Source organism: Streptococcus cristatus, assembly GCF_019685515.1.
Classification (GTDB): Bacteria; Bacillota; Bacilli; order Lactobacillales; family Streptococcaceae; genus Streptococcus.
This window is the reverse complement of record NZ_JABFFN010000001.1, coordinates 744791-767194: the sequence shown is the minus strand read 5'-3', so window position 1 is coordinate 767194 and position 22404 is coordinate 744791. Positions and strand designations below refer to the sequence as shown.

General features: G+C 42.4%; 24 protein-coding genes. 2 read left to right on the top strand and 22 right to left on the bottom strand.

What is annotated here, in order from left to right:
• Positions 1-8 precede the first annotated feature (8 nt).
• The 8 genes from secG to ybeY are packed head-to-tail and all read right to left on the bottom strand — an operon-like array spanning position 9 to position 4884.
• Complete coding sequence (secG, locus tag FOA33_RS03760; protein ID WP_000282517.1) at positions 9-242, bottom strand: preprotein translocase subunit SecG; 234 nt, start codon at positions 240-242, stop codon at positions 9-11.
• Between the two features lie 39 nt (positions 243-281).
• The gene (gene rpmG / locus FOA33_RS03755; protein ID WP_221160695.1) at positions 282-431 is read right to left on the bottom strand and encodes a 50S ribosomal protein L33; all 150 of its coding nucleotides are present in this window, start codon (positions 429-431) and stop codon (positions 282-284) included.
• The gene (locus FOA33_RS03750) at positions 431-1630 is read right to left on the bottom strand and encodes a multidrug efflux MFS transporter (protein WP_221160694.1); all 1200 of its coding nucleotides are present in this window, start codon (positions 1628-1630) and stop codon (positions 431-433) included. The genes rpmG and FOA33_RS03750 overlap by 1 nt, the downstream gene beginning before the upstream one ends.
• Complete coding sequence (coaE, locus tag FOA33_RS03745; RefSeq protein WP_221160693.1) at positions 1617-2222, bottom strand: dephospho-CoA kinase; 606 nt, start codon at positions 2220-2222, stop codon at positions 1617-1619. The genes FOA33_RS03750 and coaE overlap by 14 nt, the downstream gene beginning before the upstream one ends.
• Positions 2222-3046, bottom strand: coding sequence for a DNA-formamidopyrimidine glycosylase (gene mutM, locus FOA33_RS03740; RefSeq protein ID WP_221160692.1), 825 nt, complete (start codon positions 3044-3046; stop codon positions 2222-2224). Before mutM ends, coaE begins: the two co-directional genes overlap by 1 nt.
• Before the next feature lie 48 nt (positions 3047-3094).
• Entirely contained in the window at positions 3095-3994 is a 900-nt protein-coding gene (gene era, locus FOA33_RS03735) for a GTPase Era (protein ID WP_000143275.1), read from the bottom strand.
• A 16-nt stretch (positions 3995-4010) separates the two neighbouring features.
• A complete protein-coding gene (locus tag FOA33_RS03730) occupies positions 4011-4406 on the bottom strand; it encodes a diacylglycerol kinase family protein (RefSeq protein ID WP_000378181.1) in 396 nt (131 codons plus the stop codon).
• On the bottom strand, positions 4387-4884 hold the full coding sequence (gene ybeY, locus FOA33_RS03725; protein WP_000275169.1) for an rRNA maturation RNase YbeY: 498 nt from the start codon (positions 4882-4884) through the stop codon (positions 4387-4389). The genes FOA33_RS03730 and ybeY overlap by 20 nt, the downstream gene beginning before the upstream one ends.
• Positions 4885-4988: 104 nt before the next feature.
• On the opposite strand from ybeY, the gene pavA reads away from it, so the two are divergent.
• Positions 4989-6656, top strand: coding sequence for an Rqc2 family fibronectin-binding protein PavA (pavA, locus tag FOA33_RS03720; RefSeq protein WP_221160691.1), 1668 nt, complete (start codon positions 4989-4991; stop codon positions 6654-6656).
• A gap of 173 nt (positions 6657-6829) precedes the next feature.
• Here the strand turns inward: pavA and FOA33_RS03715 are convergent, their stop codons facing one another.
• The 11 genes from FOA33_RS03715 to FOA33_RS03665 form a co-directional block, all read right to left on the bottom strand.
• On the bottom strand, positions 6830-7561 hold the full coding sequence (locus FOA33_RS03715) for an NAD-dependent protein deacylase (RefSeq protein WP_221160690.1): 732 nt from the start codon (positions 7559-7561) through the stop codon (positions 6830-6832).
• 144 nt (positions 7562-7705) lie between these two features.
• Positions 7706-8416, bottom strand: a complete 711-nt coding sequence (gene deoD, locus FOA33_RS03710) for a purine-nucleoside phosphorylase (RefSeq protein WP_221160689.1) — start codon at positions 8414-8416, stop codon at positions 7706-7708.
• Positions 8417-8777: 361 nt separating this feature from the next.
• The gene (locus FOA33_RS03705) at positions 8778-9488 is read right to left on the bottom strand and encodes a type 1 glutamine amidotransferase (protein ID WP_221160688.1); all 711 of its coding nucleotides are present in this window, start codon (positions 9486-9488) and stop codon (positions 8778-8780) included.
• A complete protein-coding gene (locus FOA33_RS03700) occupies positions 9485-10720 on the bottom strand; it encodes a chloride channel protein (protein WP_221160687.1) in 1236 nt (411 codons plus the stop codon). The genes FOA33_RS03705 and FOA33_RS03700 overlap by 4 nt, the downstream gene beginning before the upstream one ends.
• Positions 10721-10724: 4 nt before the next feature.
• Positions 10725-11534 carry a purine-nucleoside phosphorylase gene (locus tag FOA33_RS03695; RefSeq protein WP_221160686.1) on the bottom strand — a complete coding sequence of 270 codons (810 nt, stop codon included), beginning with the start codon at positions 11532-11534 and terminating at the stop codon, positions 10725-10727.
• Positions 11531-12091, bottom strand: a complete 561-nt coding sequence (locus FOA33_RS03690; protein ID WP_221160685.1) for a DUF1697 domain-containing protein — start codon at positions 12089-12091, stop codon at positions 11531-11533. Before FOA33_RS03690 ends, FOA33_RS03695 begins: the two co-directional genes overlap by 4 nt.
• A gap of 1 nt (position 12092) precedes the next feature.
• Entirely contained in the window at positions 12093-13304 is a 1212-nt protein-coding gene (locus FOA33_RS03685; protein WP_213988450.1) for a phosphopentomutase, read from the bottom strand.
• Positions 13305-13327: 23 nt separating this feature from the next.
• A complete protein-coding gene (gene rpiA, locus FOA33_RS03680; RefSeq protein ID WP_221160684.1) occupies positions 13328-14011 on the bottom strand; it encodes a ribose-5-phosphate isomerase RpiA in 684 nt (227 codons plus the stop codon).
• Between the two features lie 105 nt (positions 14012-14116).
• The gene (locus FOA33_RS03675) at positions 14117-15046 is read right to left on the bottom strand and encodes a peptidase U32 family protein (RefSeq protein WP_221160683.1); all 930 of its coding nucleotides are present in this window, start codon (positions 15044-15046) and stop codon (positions 14117-14119) included.
• Between the two features lie 124 nt (positions 15047-15170).
• Positions 15171-15851, bottom strand: coding sequence for an ABC transporter ATP-binding protein (locus FOA33_RS03670; RefSeq protein ID WP_213988447.1), 681 nt, complete (start codon positions 15849-15851; stop codon positions 15171-15173).
• Between the two features lie 13 nt (positions 15852-15864).
• A complete protein-coding gene (locus FOA33_RS03665) occupies positions 15865-16920 on the bottom strand; it encodes an ABC transporter permease (protein WP_221160682.1) in 1056 nt (351 codons plus the stop codon).
• A gap of 386 nt (positions 16921-17306) precedes the next feature.
• On the opposite strand from FOA33_RS03665, the gene FOA33_RS03660 reads away from it, so the two are divergent.
• Positions 17307-17591: a DUF3270 family protein gene (locus FOA33_RS03660; protein ID WP_221160681.1), complete on the top strand. Its 285-nt coding sequence runs from the start codon at positions 17307-17309 to the stop codon at positions 17589-17591.
• A 63-nt stretch (positions 17592-17654) separates the two neighbouring features.
• Here the strand turns inward: FOA33_RS03660 and FOA33_RS03655 are convergent, their stop codons facing one another.
• The 3 genes from FOA33_RS03655 to FOA33_RS03645 form a co-directional block, all read right to left on the bottom strand.
• On the bottom strand, positions 17655-18992 hold the full coding sequence (locus FOA33_RS03655; RefSeq protein ID WP_221160680.1) for a sensor histidine kinase: 1338 nt from the start codon (positions 18990-18992) through the stop codon (positions 17655-17657).
• Complete coding sequence (ciaR, locus tag FOA33_RS03650) at positions 18982-19656, bottom strand: two-component system response regulator CiaR (RefSeq protein WP_000590630.1); 675 nt, start codon at positions 19654-19656, stop codon at positions 18982-18984. Before ciaR ends, FOA33_RS03655 begins: the two co-directional genes overlap by 11 nt.
• 110 nt (positions 19657-19766) lie before the next feature.
• Positions 19767-22313, bottom strand: a complete 2547-nt coding sequence (locus FOA33_RS03645; RefSeq protein WP_221160679.1) for a M1 family metallopeptidase — start codon at positions 22311-22313, stop codon at positions 19767-19769.
• Positions 22314-22404 lie beyond the last annotated feature (91 nt).

Sequence of the window (22404 nt, the reverse complement as noted above, 5' to 3'; positions counted from 1 at the left end):
CCCATTTCTTATCTACTTGATAATACCGTCAATGCTAAGGCAATGGCTAGCCAGAAAAAGACTAAGATACCTGTCAAACGTTGCATCACAGCTTCAAAACCACGCGCCTTACTACGTTCAAACAAATCACCTGAGCTGGCATCAAATACATTGCTGGATTGGTTTTTAGTTGGTTGCATGAAAATCGCAATCACAATCACAACAGATAATACTAATAAAATGGTTAACAATAGGTTATACATATCAAACTCCTTAAAATCCCTATTATTTTACCATAAAATCTACTTAGATTCAAGATGTAGGATTACTTTTCTTTCCTTGGGACAATACTTTAAAACCTCAATCTTGTCAGGATGAGTTTTGGAGTTCTTACTGGTTAGATAATTTATGCTGCCACAAGAGGAGCACTTGAGATTGATTTTTACTCGCACTAGATTTCCTTTACTTTTAATAATGATCTAAATTGCACTATGTTACATAAACAACTGAAAGCTACACAGGCTGCTGTCGCATAAAAAACAGCATGATAGCCCAAATATCCTGCAACTGCGGATCCCGCCATAGGTCCAATCACTCCACCGAGGTAAAAAAAGACTTGGTTGAAGGCAAAAATTCTTGAAATTCCAGACTTTGGAGTCATTTTGCTGAGAAGGGCATTGACTCCCGGTATGAGAGCTCCTGTTCCCAAACCAAAGAGAAAACGATACACGCCAAGTTGAAGGGGGCTGGTCGCATGGGCACAAAGAAGGTAAATGATGACAGAATAAATCTGCGCTGCAACTAAAAGTCTATGATTTCCCACCTTATCTCCAAGTTTTCCTAGAATTCCAGCACTCATCATGCTAGAAAATCCCATGCTGGATACGATCAATCCAGATACAAGGAGGAGATTTTCAGTCTGCCCTAAGTCCCGTACATAGAGAGCTAGAATGGGACCAATTGATTGAGCTGAAAATTGAATGACAAAGCTCGTCAAAAATAGGTTTACTAAAAGCCTAGGATACTTGAAAGAAGAAAATACTTCTTTCGTTGGGATAGCTTTCTCCTTAGCTACTGGCTGAAAATCTTCCTTGATAAAGAAAATAGTTAAGATTGCAGCTACAAATAAAAAAGCACCTACCAATAAAAAGACATTACGAATACCAAAAATTTCAGCAATAAAGCCTCCAACAAAGGGACCCGTCAGTGTTCCTGCAACAACACCTGTAGATAGAGTTCCAAGAGCCGCTCCAGACTTATCTTTAGGTACCTGACTAGCAATCAAGGCTGTTGCATTGGGGACAAAACCAGTAAATACACCATTGAGCAAGCGCAGAAAGAGTAGCCAATAGATATTTGGCACGAAGGCCAAACCTCCCATGGTAATGGTCATGGCAAGACCTGCTCGAATCATCATGGGCTTTCGACCATATTTGTCAGCAAGAATACCCCAGATGGGAGAAACTAGAGCTGCTGAAACAGCCGAAACTGAGATGGCTAATCCAGCATAGAAAGCAACTTGGTCGCTTTCAATTCCCAACTGCTCTACAAAGATAGGCATGAAAGGGACGACCAAGGAAATACTGGCGCCCGTTAGAAAACTACCGAACCAGGCGACACGAAGATTCTCTTTCCAACTAATCTCTTGCACAGCTATCGCCTCCTTCAAGTAACCTCACTACTTGACTCACAAGCTGATCACGACTGCCATTGTTATCTAATATGCGACTCGCCAATTTTTTCTTTTCTTCTAAAGACCACTGGGCTGCCAGACGCGACTCTGCTACTTCCTTAGAAAGGTGATCCCGTTTCATGAAACGTTCTAATTGGATATCTCGGTCCACATAGACCAGCCATGTTTCATCAAACCAGTTGGCGTAGTCCTGTTCAAAAAGCAGGGGAATATCCATGAAAAAAATCGCTTCTGTCTGAGCCAACTCGCCTCGCAATGCAGCCAATTCCTCACGAATAATCTCTCCTTGGGTTTGCTTAGACCATTCCCGCTCCTCAAGATTTGAAAAGATGAGACTAGCCAGAAGAGGGCGATTGAGTTCTCCATTTTCTAAGATAATTTCCTTCCCAAAGTGCTGAACTAAGAGTTGATAAAGACGACCACCAGGTTTTTGTAGTTGGTGGACGACTGCGTCAGCATCCACTACTTGAAAGCCTTGCTCTCTTAGGAAATTTGTCACAGTTGACTTACCTGAAGCAATTCCTCCTGTGATTCCAATGATGTTTCCCATCAGCCCCTCCTTTGACACTGAGGACAAAAATGAGTTCCTCGTCCACCGAGCTGGAATTTCTCAATCACTGTCCCACAGCGGGAACATGCTTGTCCAGTCTTATCATAGACCTGATGGAAGTCCTGCATGGTTCCATCTTCCCCAAAGGCATTGGTATAGGTCCGAATGGTTGAGCCCCCTTTTTCAACAGCCTGTCCCAAAACAGCTATAGTCTGCCTATGTATGGCTGACGTTTCGTCTACTGTCAAAGTCTGTGAAGGTCTTGCTGGATGGACCTGAGCACGCCAGAGGACCTCATCCACATAGATATTGCCAAGGCCAGCTACCAGGGTCTGGTCTAGGAGGTGGGATTTGATAGGCTTTTTAGACTTGGCTAGGGCAGCTTGAAAGACCTGCAAATCAAAGTCCTGCTCTCTTGGCTCAGGTCCTAGTTTCTTAGAAATAAAGTAGGCATCCAAAAGGGCAGGCGCCAGCAGTTCCATAGTACCAAATTTGCGTACGTCCTCATATACAAGCGTTCCTCCATCGTCAAACTCAATGAAAACATGGGCATGCTTGCGTTCAGGAACCTGTTCCGGATAGTAGAAATACTTGCCCTCCATCCGCAAATGGGAAATCAAGACCTTGTCTGTCAGGTAAAAAAGCAGATATTTTCCACGGCGTCCCATTGACTCAACAACTTGACCAGGCACTTCCTTTTGAAACTCGTCCAAATCTGTCTTGATCATCTTAGGATAAGCAATCTCTATATTAGAAATCTTCTTTCCCAAAATCAATTTTTCTAAGCCACGACGAACGGTTTCAACCTCAGGTAATTCAGGCATAAATCCTCCTTCTGTAAAAACAAGAAGCAGGCATGAGCCCACCTCTACTTAGTATTCTTTTTCATTATAGCCAAAGTCAGCCAAATCTAGCTTTTTATCACGCCAGTTTTTCTTGACCTTGACCCAAGTTTCTAGGAAAACCTTGTCCCCTAGCATGAGTTCGATATCACGACGGGCCATGGTCCCAATTTTCTTGAGCATAGCGCCACCTTTCCCGATGATAATGCCTTTTTGGCTATCTCGCTCCACCATGATGGTTGCACGGATGTGAACCTTGTCTGTCTCTTCGTCTCGTTTCATAGAGTCAACCACTACGGCAACTGAATGAGGAATCTCTTCACGCGTTAAATGAAGAACCTTCTCACGAATCATCTCAGAAACCAAGAAACGCTCAGGATGATCTGTGATTTGATCAGATGGGAAATACTGGAAACCTTCCTCTAGATTTTCACTCAAAATATCGATTAGTCGAGAAACGTTATTTCCCTGAAGAGCTGAGATCGGAACAATTTCCTTAAAGTCCATCTGGTTACGGAAGTCATCAATCTGAGCCAAAAGCTGATCTGGATGGACCTTGTCAATCTTATTCACCACCAGAATCACAGGAACCTTGGCAGCTTTCAGACGCTCGATAATCATATCGTCACCCTTACCACGTGGCTCATCAGCTGGCACCATGAATAGAACAGTGTCTACTTCACGAAGGGTGCTGTAGGCAGATTCCACCATGAAATCCCCAAGAGCTGTTTTGGGCTTGTGAATTCCTGGTGTGTCGATAAAGACGATTTGTTCCTTATCCGTTGTGTAAATCCCCATGATTTTATTACGTGTTGTTTGCGCCTTGTCACTCATAATGGCAATCTTTTGCCCCATGACGTGATTCAAAAAGGTTGACTTCCCAACATTGGGACGTCCTAAAATGGCTACAAAGCCTGATTTAAATGTCATAATTTCCTCTTACTGTTTAAAATAGTATATCCCAAATGCGTGGGAGAAAGATAAGTGCACCTGTCACTGCAGCAAAAAGAGAGACAACTAACACGGCTCCTGCTGCCATGTCCTTGGCTTTCTTTGCCAACATAGAAAAGTGATAGTGACTGGCTAAATCCACCACATTTTCAATAGCAGAGTTAATAATTTCAAAGGCTACTACCAAGAAAATGCTCATTAGGAGAAAGAGCCATTCAATTCGTGACACCTGAAAAACAAAACCTGCAAGGATGACTACTAGAGCCGTCACTGCATGTTTTCGCATATTGCGTTCTTCCTTGAAAGCAGTCAGAATTCCTGTCAGGGCAAATTCTAAACTAGATACCAGGTCACGATTTTTCCATTTTCGTTTATTGTCTTGTGAGTCCATAGGCTGTCAAAATTTCTTCTTGTAAACCGAACATCTCCGCTTCTTCTTCCGGAGTGTAGTGATCGTAGCCGTTAATGTGTAAAAAGCCGTGTACTGCCAAGAAGCCCATTTCACGCTCAAAGCTGTGACCGTATTCCTCAGCCTGCTCATGCGCTTTATCGATAGAGATGAACAGTTCCCCAATGTAGGCATCAAACTCGGACATCATTTCTGCTAATTCAGGATTTTCAAGCAAATCCTCTTCGTCAAAGGCAATATCCAACTCTGGTTTATACTCAAGGCTGATAACATCTGTCGGACGATCCGTATCACGGTACTCGAGATTGAGTTCATGGCTACGCTCGTTGGTCACAAAAGTGACTGCCATCTCCTTGTCTTCTTTTCCTATTTTTTGGGCCGCAAATTCCAAAATTTCTTGAGTTTGTTGCAAGATTTCTTGTGAAACTTGACCAGTTTCATCTACCATTTCAATATACATGTACTTCTCGATTCTCTTTACTTGGCTTTATTATACCACATTTCCATGATTTTATTCTACCTTTTTGATATAATACTATGGAATACAATCACAAGGAGAGAACGATGTCATTTGACGGATTTTTTTTACACCACATGGTTGAGGAATTGCGAAGCGAGTTGGTCAATGGTCGCATTCAGAAAATCAATCAGCCTTTTGAACAAGAGTTGATCTTGCAAATCCGCAGCAATCGCCAAAGCCATCGCCTGCTCCTTTCTGCCCATCCCGTTTTTGGACGCATTCAGCTGACCCAAACGACTTTTGAAAATCCAGCCCAACCTTCTACTTTTATCATGGTTTTGAGAAAGTATTTGCAGGGTGCCCTGATTGAGTCGATTGAGCAAGTGGAAAATGACCGTATCGTGGAAATTACCGTTTCTAATAAAAACGAGATTGGAGACCATAATCAGGCTACCCTGATTATCGAGATCATGGGTAAACACAGCAATATTCTCCTCGTAGATAAAAGTAGCCATAAAATCCTCGAAGTCATCAAACACGTCGGCTTTTCACAAAATAGCTACCGCACCTTACTTCCAGGTTCGACCTATATCGCTCCACCAAGCACCGAATCTCTCAATCCTTTTACTATCAAGGATGAAAAGCTCTTTGAAAAGCTCTTTGAAATTCTGCAAACACAGGAACTAACAGCAAAAAATCTTCAAAGTCTCTTTCAAGGTCTGGGACGTGATACGGCAAACGAACTGGAAAGACTCTTGGTCAGTGATAGACTGTCTACTTTCCGTAACTTTTTCAGTCAAAAAACCAAGCCATGCTTAACAGAGACTTCCTTCAGTCCAATTCCCTTCGAAAATAGTGTAGGAGAGCCTTTTACCAGTCTTTCGGATCTCTTAGATACCTATTATAAGGATAAGGCCGAGCGCGACCGCGTTAAACAGCAAGCCAGTGAACTCATTCGTCGTGTTGAAAATGAGCTTCAAAAAAATCGCCATAAGCTTAAAAAACAAGAAAAAGAGTTACTAGCGACAGACAATGCTGAGGAATTTCGCCAAAAAGGAGAATTGTTGACAACCTTCCTCCACCAAGTTCCGAATGACCAAGACCAGGTAGTCTTGGATAATTACTACACGAATCAGCCTATCACCATTGCTCTTGATAAGGCACTAACTCCCAGCCAGAATGCCCAACGCTACTTTAAACGCTATCAGAAACTTAAAGAAGCTGTCAAATACTTGACTGAGCTGATTGAGAAAACCAAGGCAACCATTCTCTATTTGGAAAGCGTCGAAACGGTTCTCAACCAAGCTGGGCTGGAAGAAATTGCTGAAATCCGTGAAGAATTGATCCAAACAGGCTTCATTAGAAGACGCCAACGCGAGAAAATTCAGAAACGCAAAAAACCAGAACAGTATCTGGCGAGTGATGGCAAAACTATCATCTATGTCGGTCGAAACAATCTTCAAAATGAGGAATTGACCTTTAAAATGGCCCGCAAGGAGGAACTTTGGTTCCATGCCAAGGACATTCCAGGAAGCCATGTCGTCATCTCAGGAAATCTTGACCCTTCTGACGAAGTTAAGACAGATGCAGCGGAGCTAGCTGCCTACTTCTCCAAAGGGCGCTTGTCAAATCTCGTGCAAGTGGATATGATAGAAGTCAAAAAACTCAACAAACCAACAGGTGGAAAACCCGGTTTTGTTACTTATACTGGACAAAAGACCCTCCGTGTCACACCAGACCCAGAAAAAATCGCATCTATGAAAAAATCCTGATTCAACTTGAAATCAGGATTTTCTTTTACATTTCACTCTGCAATCAAGTTTTCCAAGCCGACCTTCATCATATCATTGAAGGAGTTTTGATTTTCTCAGCCAGTTTTTAATAACTCTTAAAGAGCGAGATAGTGCTCAATAAATGAGATATTTTTCTATCTTCTAAAATTCTTTTATTGTCTCAATTTCGAAAAGACTTCCCCAATCTTGCCTTCAATGACCAATGTAGCTTGGCTGTCTTGTGGAGTACTGGTTTTATTGATAAGGACCAGATTTGTCCCAGAAAAATAGTTTACTAGGCTAGCTGCAGGATAAACAACCAAGGAAGTCCCACCAATAATCAGCAAATCTGCTTGCCGAATAGCTTGTGCAGCTTGACTAAAAACATCCATGTCAAGTGATTCTTCATACAAGGTCACGTCAGGCTTGACCACCTTACCACAGTCTAAGCAGTGGGGAACAGGTCCCTCGAGGGCCAGAAAGGCAGTTAAGTCATAGAAACGATGACAACCTAGGCAGTAATTTCGGTCCGCACTCCCATGCAATTTAAAGACCTTTTGAGAGCCAGCCATTTCATGAAGACTATCGATATTTTGTGTCACAACAGCCTTTAGCTTACCTGTCTTTTCCAAAGCAGCCAGATAAGTGTGAGCAGCATTAGGCTTTGCTTCTGGATAAATCAGGTATTTTTTATAGAAGTCAAAAAAATCTTCTGGATAGCGCTCAAACATGGTCCGAGAAACGAGTTGCTCTGCCGTAAAATGACGACCTAACTGATGACTATAAAGACCATCTGAACTACGAAAATCTGGGATATTAGACTCGGTTGACACTCCTGCCCCTCCAAAGAAAACAATCCGTTGGCTTTGATCTATCAAGTCTTGTAATTGTTCAATTTTATCCATCACATTTCTCCTTAAGCTGGGTTCTAAAAAAGTTGAAAATCAATAGTTGGATTTTCAACTCTTTCTTTATCATTGCTTAGATATTGAAAATAGATCACTTACAACAGTTCTTGTAACTAATGTAATTGAAAAGCTATTCTCTGATTACTCTGCAATCAAGGTTTCCAATCCAACCTTCATCATATCAGTGAAGGTATTTTGGCGTTCTTCTGCAGTGGTATCTTCATCTGGATTGACCAAGCTATCAGAAATAGTCATAATAGCTAGCGCACCAACGTGATGTTGAGCAGCAAGATAGTAAAGGGCTGCTGCTTCCATTTCCACAGCCTTAACTCCCCATTTACCAAGCTCGATGTTCTTTTCAAAGTAGTTTGAGTAAAAGACATCTGATGACAAGACGTTCCCAACATGGGTGGTCATACCGAGATCTTTGGCGATATGGTAGGCCTTGTCTAGCAAATCAAAGCTAGCGATTTGTGGGAAATCATACTGTGGCCAGTCGTTGCGGATGATGTTTGAATTGGTTGCAGCTGCCTGCGCCAAGACCAATTCACGAACGTGAACATCCTCATTTAACGAACCCGCAGTTCCCACACGGATCAATTTTTTCACACCGTAGTCCACAATCAACTCACGCGCATAAATCGAAATGGATGGCATCCCCATCCCAGTTCCCATGACAGATACACGGTGACCCTTGTAAGTACCAGTGTAACCAAACATGTTACGCACTTCATTAAAACAAACAGCATCTTCAAGGAAGTTCTCCGCAATAAATTTCGCACGAAGAGGATCCCCCGGAAGAAGAATTTTATCAGCAATTTCACCCTGCTTAGCAGCAATATGGATAGACATAATTTATGATACAAAGAGCGAGAAGAAAACGACTGAAAATTAGGAATCTGACGAGAAATCCTGATTTCTCAGTCAGATTATCTATTTTCCAAGTTTTCCGCTCGTGTTCAAATTAGAACACTTTACTCTACCTTTCTTTTTGTATATTTAGGATAGCGACGGAGAACAAACTATAAATAGGAAACTGACGAAGCATCGCAGATGCTAGACAGTTTATCTTTTTTACATAGTTCTCCGCCCGTATTCAGTTCAGCGAATACGGTTTACCCATCCTTTCTTTCTTGATTTTAAATTTAAATATTTCGCAGAATAGTTAGCCCGAGTTTGACTATAACTCAGATACTCTGCCTTTCTGTAGTTCCTATTTTACCAATGAATCTAAAAATGCATACAGTTTTGCATTCATTTCGGAATAATCGTTCCCACGTAATTCTTCTGGTGTTTGAACAAAAGGTAACTTTTCACTTTGCTCTCTTAATTGCTCTTCACCATCCGCAGCAATCAATAATTCTACTGCTTCTGCATCAAATTCCAAATGAGCCTGAAAGGCATAATGTTTCGGACTGAAGCGAATAATCTGATGTGGACAACCTTGACTCGTCGCAAGAACAACAGCATCCTCTGTCAGCCCTGGCATATCACCATGCCAGTGGCCAGTTTCTAAGCTTTCTCCGAACAAGCTAACATGAGGGTCTGTTAGACCTTGCATCGTCAATGTCACAGGATAAACGCCGATCTCGCGCTCAGGACTGTGTTCATACTTCGCACCATAGGCAACAGATAGGAGCTGCGCACCAAGACAGACACCAACGATATAGATATCTGCAGCAATCGCTTCTTTCATAAAAGCAAGCTCAGCCTTAGGGTCATAGTATGGGAAGTTTTCTCTATCCTCATCAGGAGATTGGGGACCACCCATGACAATCAGAAAATCAATCCCGTCAATTGTTTCAGGAAGAGGTTCTTTTTCGTAAACCTTTGTTGATGTAATGTGATGCCCTCGTGCCAGAGCCCATTTTAGATAAGCGCCCGGAACTTCAAATGTTTCATGCAGTACAAAATGTACCTTCATTGTTTCTCCTCCCATCTCTTTCGAATCACGTAAGACATTCCTGTCGCTAGTACAAGCGGTATTGTCAAACTCCAATCCTGACCTGTAAATCCAAGGCTCAGTGCAATGGCCGTCAGAGGAGCTTGTAAGGTCGTTCCTAAAAAGACTGTTGCTCCTAGTAGCATTCCTAGAGCTGGATCCAGATGAATGCCAACTACTGTCAAAAGTAAAGTCACTAAATAGCCAGATCCAATCCCCAAGGCAAATGATGGTGTCAAGGTTCCCCCATAGGCACCATTACGCAAGAGGAGATAAACTAGAAGCCCCTTCACTGCAAGAGTCAATGGAAGATAGGAAATTGGCTGGCTAGACAACAAGGCTTGGGCTAGTACCTGGCCATTTCCCATAAAGATAGGGAAAAAGACTGCCAGGCTCCCCAGCACGAGAAAGGCTAGAGGAAGAGCCCAAAGGATCGTCTCATCCTTGCGCCGTTTGCGATTAGCTTGCTTGGCTAAGGATCGAAAAACCAGTGCTAGAGGAGTGACTAATAACGCAATCAGAATAGCTTGTAAGAAACCGCTGACCGACCATGAGACCGCAGATAGATGATAAATAGCATCCTGACCAACAATGGGCTGAGCCACCCAGGTTGCCAGATAAGTACTAGCCAAAACCAGCAAAAAGTTCTGCCAACTATAGGTAAGTCCTAAGGTCTCAAAGACAAACAAGCTACTAGCAAAGGGAACCTGATAGACCGCAGCTAGACCTGCTCCTGCCCCACAGGCAACCAACACCTTCCGTTCTTTAAGGGCTAAAGAGAACCCCTTTGACAAGCAACCAGCTAGAAGGGCCCCAACCTCGCGTGGTGCTCCTTCTTTTCCGACCGATGCGCCTGCTCCGACAATCGCAATCTGCATACCTGCATGAAAGAGGTGGGCTAAGAGCGCTGGCTCCCTGTCTCCAGCTAATATAATTTGCTGACGAATAGACAAAATCTTATGGTGCCTTTGTAGGACATACCAGAAGCCAGCTGCCAAGACCCCTGTCACACACAGAACGAGGAATCTACGGAGACCCCCAGCTTCTTGAAATTGCTGGAGCAAATCCGAACTAGTTTGGCCAAAGGCCAGCCATTGCACACTTTCTAGTAAATAATGGCAAGCAATTCCGACCAGACCCGTCCCTATTCCCAATGATAGAGTGGCTAGAAGTAGCCTCAGTCCGTAGGGCAGGCTTCGGAGTCGTGCTTTCATAGGATTAGAGTTCAGCAAGAATAGCTTTAACCAAGCCTTTGAAGTCGCCTTTGACACGTTCTGTAACTTCTACAACTTCTTCGTGGTTGAGTTCTTCTTGGAAACCAGCAGCATGGTTAGTGATACATGAAATTCCTAGAACTTTCAAGCCTGAGTGAGCGGCCACAATAACTTCAGGAACAGTGGACATACCAACTGCATCTGCCCCCAATGTCTTATAGGCACGAATTTCTGCTGGGGTTTCATAAGTCGGACCTGTTACACCAATATAGACACCTTCATCAAGCTTGATACCAAGTTTCTTGGCCACTTCATGGGCAGTAGCACGATATTCTGGAGTGTAGGCTTTAGACATATCTGGGAAACGTGGACCAAAATCATCCAAGTTTTCACCCATCAATGGGTTTTGCCCCGTCATATTGATATGGTCTGAGATAGCCATCAAGGTACCAGGACCAAATCCAATACCTCCAGCTGCATTGGTTACAATGACACCTTCACATCCGAGAACTTTCATCACACGTACTGGGAAAGTCACGACTTCAAGAGGATTTCCTTCATAGAAATGGAAACGACCTTGAAGAGCCAAGACCTTGCGACCTGCAAGTTCACCATATACCAATTTCCCAGCGTGACCGACTACTGTCGAACGGCCCCAGTTTGGAATGTCTGCATAGTCTACTACAACTGGATTTTCAATTTCTTCTGCCAATTCTCCTAGTCCTGATCCAAGGATTAGACCAAACTCAGGCGCTTGGATTCCTTTATCTTTCAGGAAAGCAGCTGTTTCCTTGATTTTATCTAAAAATGTCATTGTGTGTCTCCTTTATTATTTTTTAGCATTTGACCGATTTTGTCAAAGGTTTTAGCATTACGAATGGTGATTTGGCGGTAGAAAGGCATCTTGAGCAAGTACTTATGATAGGCAGTGGCATAGTAAGATTCTTCAGAAAATTTCCCCCAGAAAATCCCAAGTCTTCCAAAATGAACCACTTCATCTTCCAGTTCTAAACTTTCAACTTTCTCGATGACTTGATCCACATCCAATCCCTCCGTGTAAAAGAGGACATCTTTTCGAGCTAGGTCTTTGGTCCACCATTCAGGCATATTTTCAAGTTCCGCCTCAAAGTCCTCTAGACTCAGTAAAGAAAAACTCTGAGTAAATGGATAATGGACTGCAAAGAAAACCTCTAACTTTTCAACCAATCGGGCTTTGAGAACTCTCGAAGTAAAGAAAATATTGCCACTGTTGATGTAGGTTTCAACCTTTTCCAGTCCCAACTCTGTCAGTTCTTGACGAAGTTGCGCCATGACAACCTTATTTTTCCCTCCGACATTAATGCCCCGAACAAGTAAAGCATAGCGCGTCATCTTATACCAATTTATCTAAGAAACTTTCCCCAATCATGGCAGTTTCAACACCAAAGTTATCGGCAACAGTCGCTGAGATATCTGCAAAATGTCCAACTGGAATGACACCATTTCCTTTAAAGGCAGGACTGTAAGCTAAAAGTGGAATATATTCGCGAGTGTGGTCTGTTCCTGCATAGGTTGGGTCATTTCCATGGTCCGCAGTTATCAAGAGAAGGTCATTCTCTCTCATGGCTGCGATAATTTCAGGCAAGCGTTCATCAAACTCATGCAAGCAATCACGGTAACCATGGGCATTGCGACGGTGGCCGTAAAGGGCATCAAAGTCAACCAAGTTTGTGAAGGAGAATCCTTTTTCAAACTCAGCAAGTCCCATGGTCTTCAATAATGTATCAATTCCGTGGCTGTTTGACTTGTTGTGGCCCATGTCATGATTGATACCAGCTCCGTTAAAGATATCGTTGATTTTACCAACAGCGTAAGTATCGATACCAGCCTCATTCAATTTATCCAAAACAGTTGGGGCAAATGGAGATACGGCCAAATCACGACGGTTAGCTGTACGAGTGAAGTTACCTAGTTCACCTACATATGGACGGGCAATGATACGACCTAGAAGGGCCGGACGCTCAAGGGTAATCGAACGAGCATATTCACAAATACGGTACAATTCATCTAAAGGAATGATATCTTCGTGGGCAGCAATCTGCAAAACAGGGTCAGCTGAAGTATAGATAATCAACTCCCCAGTTTCCATCTGGCGTGGTCCAAAATCATCGATAACAGCTGTACCTGAGTAAGGTTTGTTGGCTTCACGAATGACCTTGCGTCCTGAAAATTCTTCGATTTTTGTCAGGATTTCTTCTGGGAATCCGTTCCAGAAAGTATCGAAAGGCTCGGTAATATTGAGTCCCATGATTTCCCAGTGTCCAGTCATGGTGTCCTTACCTAGAGATACTTCTTCCAATTTTGTTGCATAACCTGTTGAATTGCTTTCAGCTGGTACAGTCTTAAGCGGTGTTTCGCGAGGAATATTTCCTAGGCCGATTTTAGCCATGTTTGGCACATTCAAACCAACCGTTTTTGAAATATGTCCCAGTGTGTCAGAAGCTCCGTCTGGAACCCCTGCATTGACAAAGTTATTGGCATCTGGTGCTGCACCGATTCCCACGGAATCCAGTACCACCAAGTGAATTCGATTAAATTTTGACATAATCTGTCTCCTTATTATTTTAGTTATCTTGCTTTTGTTGAAGTTAAAATCTGAACGCCATCCCGTCCAGCTACGATGACCTTATCCACCATTTGGTTGAATAAGCCATGCTCTACGACACCAACGACATGGTCTAACTCTTGTCCGAAGGCAATTGGATCTTCAATGACATCCAAGGCTAGATCAATGATAAAATTCTGCATATCTGTCACAAAACGTTGGCCGTTTTTTTCACGGAAACTTGGTTTGTAGCCAGCTCGCTCAAACCGACGAAAGACCTGTTTTGCACCATACTGAACCACTTCTACTGGCAATTTAAAAGCACCTAGTTTCTCTACCAGTTTGCTTTCATCTACCACCCAAATGTATTCTTTTGAGGGCGTTGCGACAACCTTCTCCATCAGAAGGGCACCACCACCACCTTTGATCCCGTTGAACTGACTATCTACTTCATCCGCCCCGTCAACCGTCACATCGACAAAGTCTACTTGATCAATCGACTTGAGCGGGATGTTAAGACCTTCGGCCTGTTTACTGGTCACACTGGAAGTCGTCACAGCAGTAATCTGCAAACCTTCTTCCTTAATCCGACGACCGATTTCTTCTACGAAATAGTAGGCAGTAGAGCCCGTTCCAAGTCCGACTACCATGCCATCCTTGACAAACTCAGCAGCCTTGATACCTGCCATTTTCTTCAGATTTTCCACTCAAACACCTCCATTAAAGAGCTATTTTTATTATAACATGTATCCGTTTTTATTTCATGAATACACTTGAAAAACCCGAACATTTTTATTTCGGGTTTTTATGTCCTATTTAACCATATCAGGATCGTAATCATAGAATCCTGTGTCCAAGAAACGGTTTTTAGGATGTAACTTGCGCACTTCCTCATCTAACAAGAAGGCTTGGTCATGGCTGAATTTGCCCTCTTGAATCAAGCTGCGTGCTTGGACAAAGAGTTTGGCAATTTCTACAAAATTCTGACCAGGTGTGTAAAGCCCCTCTAGCTTCCAGTGAGTAAAACCATGCTCCACCAATTCTGTCAATTTGGTCATCAAATCAAGGTCGTTATTTGCAAAGATGTGGGTACCATGATTGTCTTCAAAGATGGAATAATGACTCTCAGGGTCACTCGGTTCTGCTAAGAAGAGGTCACGTTTACGCGTCTTTTCGTCATCGATATGCGTGAAGTTATAGTAGTTTTGTAAGAGCGGACGCTTAGAATGATGGATGACGCTAGCTCCGTAAACCAAGACTTCAGCAGGAATTTCCAAAATCTCTGGCATCTTGAAGAGTTCAGCAGATGGAATTTCACGCGCCAGGACCGCTTCAGAGGCTCCTGCCTTTTGGCCCCAGAAGTTAATCTGACGACTGCTAGTCACCATGGTTGAAGCATCGTAGATAGTCTTGAAGGAATAGCCATCACGGTTAACCACGTAAAAGACACCTGCATCCCCAACAGTAATATAGTCTGTCTTGATTTCTTCCAAGAAATCTAGGAATGGCTTGATACGGTCCATCATATCTTGGTGCATGAGGGCATTGACTGCAACAATTAATTCCTTGCCTGCATCATGAACGAGCTTGGCGATAGTGCGTAAGTCTTCATAACTAAAGGTTGTTGGCAGACGAAGGCCAAAATCTTTCTCACCAACATAGATACGATCTACGCCAGCTTCGAGTAGTTGTTCAACTTGTTCAATACTTTCAGCAGTTGCTGTAATGATAATCTTTTCCATAAGAAAAATTATACCACATTTCTCAAAAATCAGCTATGAATATTGAGAGTTTCACAAAAAGTTAAACTTATTTCTATCTTTCCCAATCAAAAAGTGAACAGTAACCAGTACCGTCCACTTTCTTTTATGCATGTGTTTCTTCAACTAGGTGGCCATCGTTCATAACATAGATACGGTCGACCTTATCAAGAAGGCGTGTATCATGTGTAATCATGACAACTCCTCTACCTTGTTCATGGGCAATGGCAGCCAACATTTCTGTTACTTGGTAAGCACGCTGGGTATCTAGACTGGCTGTCGGCTCATCTGCAAGCACGATGCTCGGATTATTATAAAGCGCTCTAGCAATCGCCGCACGTTGACGTTCGCCACCCGATAGAGCCTTGGGATAATGATCTTGTACTTTTTCCAAATCCAACAACTCAAAGAGCTCTTTTCGGTCACTTTTACTATTTTTTCCCTTATCCAGTCTGTCAATCAAATCTAGCTGTTCCTTGACCGTTAGAAAAGGAATTAGGTTTGAAGCCTGGAGAATGAAACCAAACTCTCTAAAACGGAGGTCTGTTTTCTCCTTCTCCGTCAAACTGCCTGTTTCCTTCCCCTTTACTAGAATCTTTCCACTAGATGCTTCCTGAAGTTGTCCTAGAGTTGTTAGAAAGGTTGTCTTGCCAGAGCCAGAGGGCCCAACAATAGCTACGAACTCCCCCGCATTTAGCTGAAAATTCGTCTCATGCAGGGCAACGACTTTCATCTTTCCTTCCCCGTAGGTTTTTGTAACTTGAGTCATTTCAATCAATGCTGTCATACTATTCTCCTTATCACTCTGCAATCGCAGTAATCGGGTCCACCTTTAGCAAGCGTGGAAGTGAAATGACACCACCTAGAAGGGCCATCAAGGAAATTACCAAGCTTAGGACAGAGTAAGCTATCCAACTTGGATAGAAAAAGAAGGTAGCTGGTAAGACTAAAATCACTCCTCCGATTGCCAGCAAGGCTAAAGCAATCCCCATACCAGCTAGGAGGAAGATTTGACAGAATAGAGACCATACAATGGTTTTGATTTGTATTCCCTGAGCCCGCATTATTCCATAAAGACCTAGTTTTTGGATGGTAATGATATAAACAAAAATCCCCACAATCAAGCCTGTGATAACAATCATAGCAAGAATCATCCCTGAAAATACATTAACCTGGGGTGTGTAACCAGGAATTTTCAATATCATTTTTGGAATGGAAATCTGTTTCAAACCATCGTCAGTCACTTCTATATCATTTTTCAATACCAAGGCAGAGATGGAACGATTGGCTTTCAAGGTACCTTGTAAGGTCCAATAAGTTGTCAGACTCGTAAAGACAACAGGCTCAGTGAAAAACTTATTTCCTTGAGTCAGGCCTACAATCTTGTAACTTGCCTCGCTTCCATTGAGCTGAATGGCATCGCCTAGCTTAATCCCATAGTTCTCAAAAGACTGATCCACGACAACTTCATCATCTCCTTCAGGATAACGACCCTCCGTCAAACTAGGTGAGATAAAAGCGTCCCAGTCTTGAGCAAAAATGGAAACATTGACCTTTTCACTACCATCAACTAGATTGGTCACAGCGAACATATAGCCCAGTGGAGCAACTTCTTTAGAACTCTTATCCTTGTAGTCCTTTTCAGGAATAAAGGATGCTGTCAAATTATCATTTGCGTAGTCGGATAAAACGACACCCGTTGCTTGCCAATTATCAATAGCGGCCCGGTTGTTCCGCACAAGACCAAGAGCTAGACTGGTCATAAAAAAGACCATAAAAGCGATAAGAAAAATGGTAGTTAGAATCAAACTATATCGAAGTTTGTTTCGTACTATTTCTTTGATAGCAAGATACATGCTTATCTCCTTTAACTTTTCCCCAGAGGTAGTTTAAAAGCCACCCAGTCCAATAGACAGAATCTCTGTCCTTCCATCCATTCAAAACAACTCCTACCAATACTCTTCAAAAGTATCCAGGTAGCAACTCAACAAATCATCTTAGGAAAAAGCCTCAGCTTGCTATCAATTTATATAAGTTACCCTTTCCTTTCTCAGTATATTTATAAAAGAGAAGGTCGGGTCATCTGTTTTAAGTGTAACATCCATGCTATCACTTTCCCCAGTGGGTGTCAAGAAGAGCGACTTAGAAGATGATAAGAGACTTTAGTAGTTTTGTAACAATTCTGTAATAATTCTCTGCATAAAAAATGATAAAATAGTTAGGTACTGTTAAGGAGAGAATCATGCCCGCAAGAAAATTAGAAGCTTATGAGTTTGAACAAACTCCCGAATCGAATCAAACTCTGCTTTATCAAAACTATACACTGGAAGCACCTGTTAGCTCCAATTTAAAAGAGATTTTATTTTTTGTAAATATTGCTTGTTTTTGTATTTTTATGGTGTTTTTTAGTTTTATCTTTTTATCCTTAAAATTGAACACAGCTTTATCATTTGTTGCTGCTATGGGGGCAAGCTTGACACTCCTCCAACTCCAACGAAAGATTATTAAACGAAAAATTTCAAAATAAAGGTTGGTACCACTACCAACCTCTTTTCTAATTAACAAAAAAGACAGTTTTAAAACTGTCTTTTTATTTATTTTTACGTTTGGGAGAAGATTGGATAGCAATTTTAACTTCAAAAATCGTTCCTCTAGGTTTGTTATCTTTAACGGTAATCGTTCCTCGTAAGGCATCTACGATCTGCTTGGCCAAAGATAGTCCTAGACCAAAACCACCTTTCTGACGGGTTCTCGCCTTGTCTACACGATAAAAGCGGTCAAAGATTTTCTTCTTATCTGGAGCTGAGATCCCAATTCCGTTATCCGTTACTGATAGATAGAGGTGGCGATCCGTAGCATGGACCACAAACTCAATTTTCCCATCTTCTTCAGTATACTTGATAGCATTATCAAACAAGATAGTCATGAGCTGTTTTAGGAGCAACTGATCGGTCATGAAGGAACGATAAATCCGATTTTCATATTCAAAAACACGATCATTTTCAGAAGCAATCAACTCATAGTTAGCAAAGGTTGTTTTAAAGAATTGCGGAGAAACTTCTGCTATTTCAGGTTTGATTCCATCATCTCGACGTGCAAGATTGAGAAGATTTGTCGTGAGGAAACGCATGTTGCGAACTTCTTCAAGACTCGAAGCAATGCTTTCGCTGGATTCCATAATCGTCGCTTCTGGTTTTCGAAAGAGAGTCTCTAAACGATTTTGTAAAACAGCCAAAGGCGTTCTCAGTTCGTGACTTGCATTTTCTACAAAGGACTTCTGCTTTTGCATACTTTCCAGTAAGGGTTTGACACTGACACGTGCCAAGTAAACACTGGCAATTAAAGACAGAAGCCAGAAACTAGCCATGACTACAACAATTAAATGCTCGTGGTTTTGGCTGATTTGCTCAAGCTGGCTAGTATTGATTAAAACCGCCGCATATTTGACATTACTTGAAACAATGGATGAATTGGTTTCCATCAAGATCATCCGATAGGTTTCTTCCTGACCGTAGCTATTGACAACTTGAATTTGCCGAATGTGATTCAACTCTTTCTTGTCCAGCTTGATCTTGTCCAAACCTAAAAAGCGATTGCCCAGTAAGAGTTGGTTAAAATCCTTATCAAAGAGCAAGACTTCCGTATTGGAGCTGACATTGGGTTTGATTTCAGCCTTGCTGGCATCCGCAGTTGCAGGTTGGATATCCTTGACTTCTTCAGTTGCCCGATTAAGGGCTAATTGGATAACAGCTTGAGGGCTAGTGCTAAGGGCTTGGAGTTTTTTATCTACAGAAGTGTAGAGACTCGAGTGCATGACCTGGAGGATAATCAAGGTCATAGCAGAGAAGATTAGGGTGAACACTCCAAAGTTTCGAATGAAATAGCTGAAATCATCCGCATACCATGTTTTTTTTAGTTTATTGAACATCTTTTAAAATATACCCGACACTACGCAATGTTTGAAGATTTTCAGCAAAAGCTGTACCCTTCAGTTTCTTACGAACTTTTGAGACATAGACTTCTACAACGGAAATCGTCGTATCGCTATCAAATCCCCATAGGCGGTCAAAAATTTGCGTCTTGGGAAGAATAACATTTTGATTTTGAAGGAAGTAAACCAATAACTCAAACTCTTTTCCGAGTAGTTCCACAGGAGTATCTTCCACCTTCACTTCATTCGTTGAAAGGTTGACGACAATATCCCCATAGGTCAAGGTGTTTTCGTTAAACTTACCTGAACGTTTGAGAAGGGCTTGGATCCGCATTTTGAGTTCTTCTAGATAGAAAGGTTTGGTGAGGTAGTCATCCGCTCCCAACTCAAAACCATGTCCCTTGTCATCCAAACTTTCCTTAGCAGTCATGATAAGGACTGGTGTCGTAATTCCTTTTTCGCGCAACTCTTTCAAGACTTGGAAGCCATTTTTTTCAGGCAACATCAGATCAAGCAAAATCAAGTCATAGACGCCACTTTCAGCTTCGTAGAGACCTTCTTCTCCATCAAAGACCTGCATGACATCTGCAAAATCATCTAAAAAGTCAAAAACTGAGTTTGACAGGCCTAGGTCATCCTCTACTAATAAGATTTTTATCATCAGAAACTCCTCCTTGTTATGATTATTATACCAAAATTGCCTTAAAAAAAACTCAACTCTCTCTTCTTTTGAGATAGAAAGTTGAGTTTTTTATTTACATTTCGAATGAATTAAGCTTTGGCATATTGAGCTACAACAGTTTCTACTGCTGCTTTCTCACGCTTAATCAAGTCAACACGCGCTGCGATATCTTTGATACCCATACGAATGTTACGGCTAAGAGCAAGGTCAGAGAGTTGTGGCTCAAAGAAGGCCTTGTACTCTGCCAAGCGTTGCTCAGTCTTAAATACATGGGCAGGTAGGATAACAAAGCTATCAAAGCTCATATCCCCACCAAGAGCTGCCTTGATCCAATCCCAGTTTTCACGTGCCCATACCCAAACAGTTTCTTGAGTTGCTTGGTGTCCGAGGAATTGGAGGTACCATGAAGAAAGGTCTTGTGGTTTCACCACAAATTTGTCCTTCCATGAACTAATCAAGGTTTGGATATTGTCAGCATCTGTACTGTAGGCTAGAGCAGCTGCTAACTGGCGTTTGAAAACAGCATCTGTGGCATGAGTGTAGAGGTCCAGATAAGTTGCGACCAAGTCCTTGGTCTCATGGTGTTTCATTTCATTGATAAGAACTTGTGCACGGATGGCTGCTGGAAGTCCTGCAAGGTTCTCCTTGTGAGCTGCAAAGATTTGGCTAGCGACTTGACTAGCTTCTGCATCATTGGAGCGAATCATCATAGAAACGGCCAACTGACGAACCAATTCATCCTCATCTGATTCTCCATCTTTTGCTTCAAAACCAAGACGGTCATAGTTGTGACGAGCCAATTTAGCAACGAGTGTATTAAAGGCTTTCTCAGTCTCTGTTCCTTCATCGATAAAGCGCTCAAGGGCAGAAATCACTTGAGAAACAGCTGAAACCACAAGGTAAGACTCTTCCTTAGCAAGTTTATCAAGGACTGGGAGCAAGTCCGCATAAGAAATGTGACCCGCTTCAGCAAGCAAACGGCGTTCTTGAACGATTTGCAGTTTGCTTGTGTTATCAAGTGTCTCTAACTCAGCAAGAACAGCTTCTAACAAGTCTCCTTGATAGTCGGTAATGTAGTGGGCTGTATTTTCAGTGTTGAGACGAAGGGCTCCTTTATTTTCAGCAAAAAGAGCTGCATAGCCTGGAATTTCGATACTTTCAGTTTCGAGTGTATCTGGCAAGCCTTTCCAGTTGCTGTTGAGTGGCACAACCCAGAGGCGGTTCTTGTCTTCATGCTCACCGATAAAGAATTGTTTTTGCGAAATCTTCAAGACATCATTTTCAACTTTGACAGTAAGAACTGGATATCCAGGCTGTTCCAACCAAGAATCCATGAAGGCTGCGACATCACGTCCTGATGCTTGACCAAGGGCATTCCAAAGGTCACGACCAATTGTATTGCTGTATTGGTGTTTTTCGAAGTATGCATGCAAACCTTTAGCAAAATCCGCATCACCTAGCCAACGACGAAGCATATGCATGAGACGGCTTCCTTTGGCATAGACAATAGCGCCATCAAAGAGCGTATTGATTTCATCTGGGTGTTTGACTTCGACATGAACAGACTGAACACCATCCGTCGCATCGCGTTTAAGCGCAGCTGGAACACCACCTGTTTGGAAATCTTCAAAGATATTCCAACTCGGCTCGATGGCATCCACACAGACGTATTCCATCATGTTAGCGAAGCTTTCATTAAGCCAAAGGTCATCCCACCATTTCATAGTCACGAGGTTACCAAACCATTGGTGAGCAAGCTCATGTGCTACAACTAGGGCAACTTGTTGACGACTGGCAAAGGTTGAGTTCTCATCTACAACCAAGTAAACTTCACGGTAGGTCACAAGACCCCAGTTTTCCATGGCACCAGCTGAGAAGTCAGGAAGGGCGATGTGAAGTGATTGAGGGATTGGATACTTAACTCCATAGTAATCTTCGTAAAACTCGATCGAGCGAACGGCGATGTCTAGTGAGAAATCAAGGTTAGATAGTGGGTGGGCTTTCGTTGAGTAGACACCGACGAGGGTACCGTTTTTAGTTTTAGCCGTTACCCCTTGCAAATCACCAGCAACAAAGGCCAACAAGTAAGAAGACATGCGAGGTGTTGTCTCAAACTTCCAGATGCCTGTTTCCTTACGGTTTTCAACATCAATTTCTGGCATGTTTGACAAGGCAACTTCACCTTCTGCTTGGTCAAAACGTAGAGAAAGGTCAAAAGTTGCTTTGGCTTCAGGCTCATCCACACACGGGAAGGCTTCGCGCGCAAAATGGCTCTCAAACTGGGTAGACAAGACTTCCTTCTTCACTCCATCAACTGTGTAGTAAGAAGGGTAAATCCCTGTCATGTTGTCTGTGATTTTTCCTGAAAAAGCGATGACCATTTCAACTTGACCAGCCTCAGCCAATTCGATATGAAGGGTTTCATTGTCATGGTCAACTGTAAATGGACGAGCCTGACCTGAAACTTCTACAGAAGCGATTTCCAAGTCTTTTTGGTGAAGGGAAATACGGTCACTCTGTGCTTGACCAGTGATGGTCACCTTCCCAGAAAAGGTCTTGGTCTCACGACTCAAGTCTAAAAATAAATCATAGTGTTCAGGAACAAATTGGGTAATAAAATGTTCAACTGCTTGCATAGTTTTCTCCTATTCTAAGTTTAAGAGTTTTACTCTTCTTCAAACAAACTTATTATATCATGTTTTGCTTTAGAAAAAAGGATTGGACAGT